The sequence below is a fragment of the Streptomyces sp. SID5785 genome (assembly GCF_009870065.1).
In the GTDB taxonomy this organism is placed as follows: Bacteria; Actinomycetota; Actinomycetes; order Streptomycetales; family Streptomycetaceae; genus Streptomyces.
In genome coordinates this window covers 1-209 of sequence record NZ_WWIA01000362.1, presented here as the reverse complement: position 1 = coordinate 209, position 209 = coordinate 1, and the positions used below count along the sequence as shown (strand labels likewise).

Sequence of the window (209 nt, the reverse complement as noted above, 5' to 3'; positions counted from 1 at the left end):
GGGGGTGACAGGTAGGAGACCTCCCCGGAGAGCAGAGGCGTCGTGCACTGATGGCAGACCCCCGTGCGGCAGCTCCAGCGGACGGGCACGTCGCAGGCTTCGGCGAGCTCGAGCAGACTTCCGGGCCGGCCCTCGGGCAGAGGTGTGGAGATGCCGCTGCGCGCGAAGGTGACCATGGGGCCGGTGCCGGTCGGGCCGGCGGGCCGGTG

Annotated in this window: 1 protein-coding gene; it reads right to left on the bottom strand. The window is 73.7% G+C overall.

Translation table 11 applies throughout. From position 1 onward, the window contains the following. Positions 1-209 (bottom strand): 2Fe-2S iron-sulfur cluster-binding protein (locus GTW43_RS11700; protein ID WP_161301588.1); only part of this gene is annotated, 209 nt, incomplete at both ends.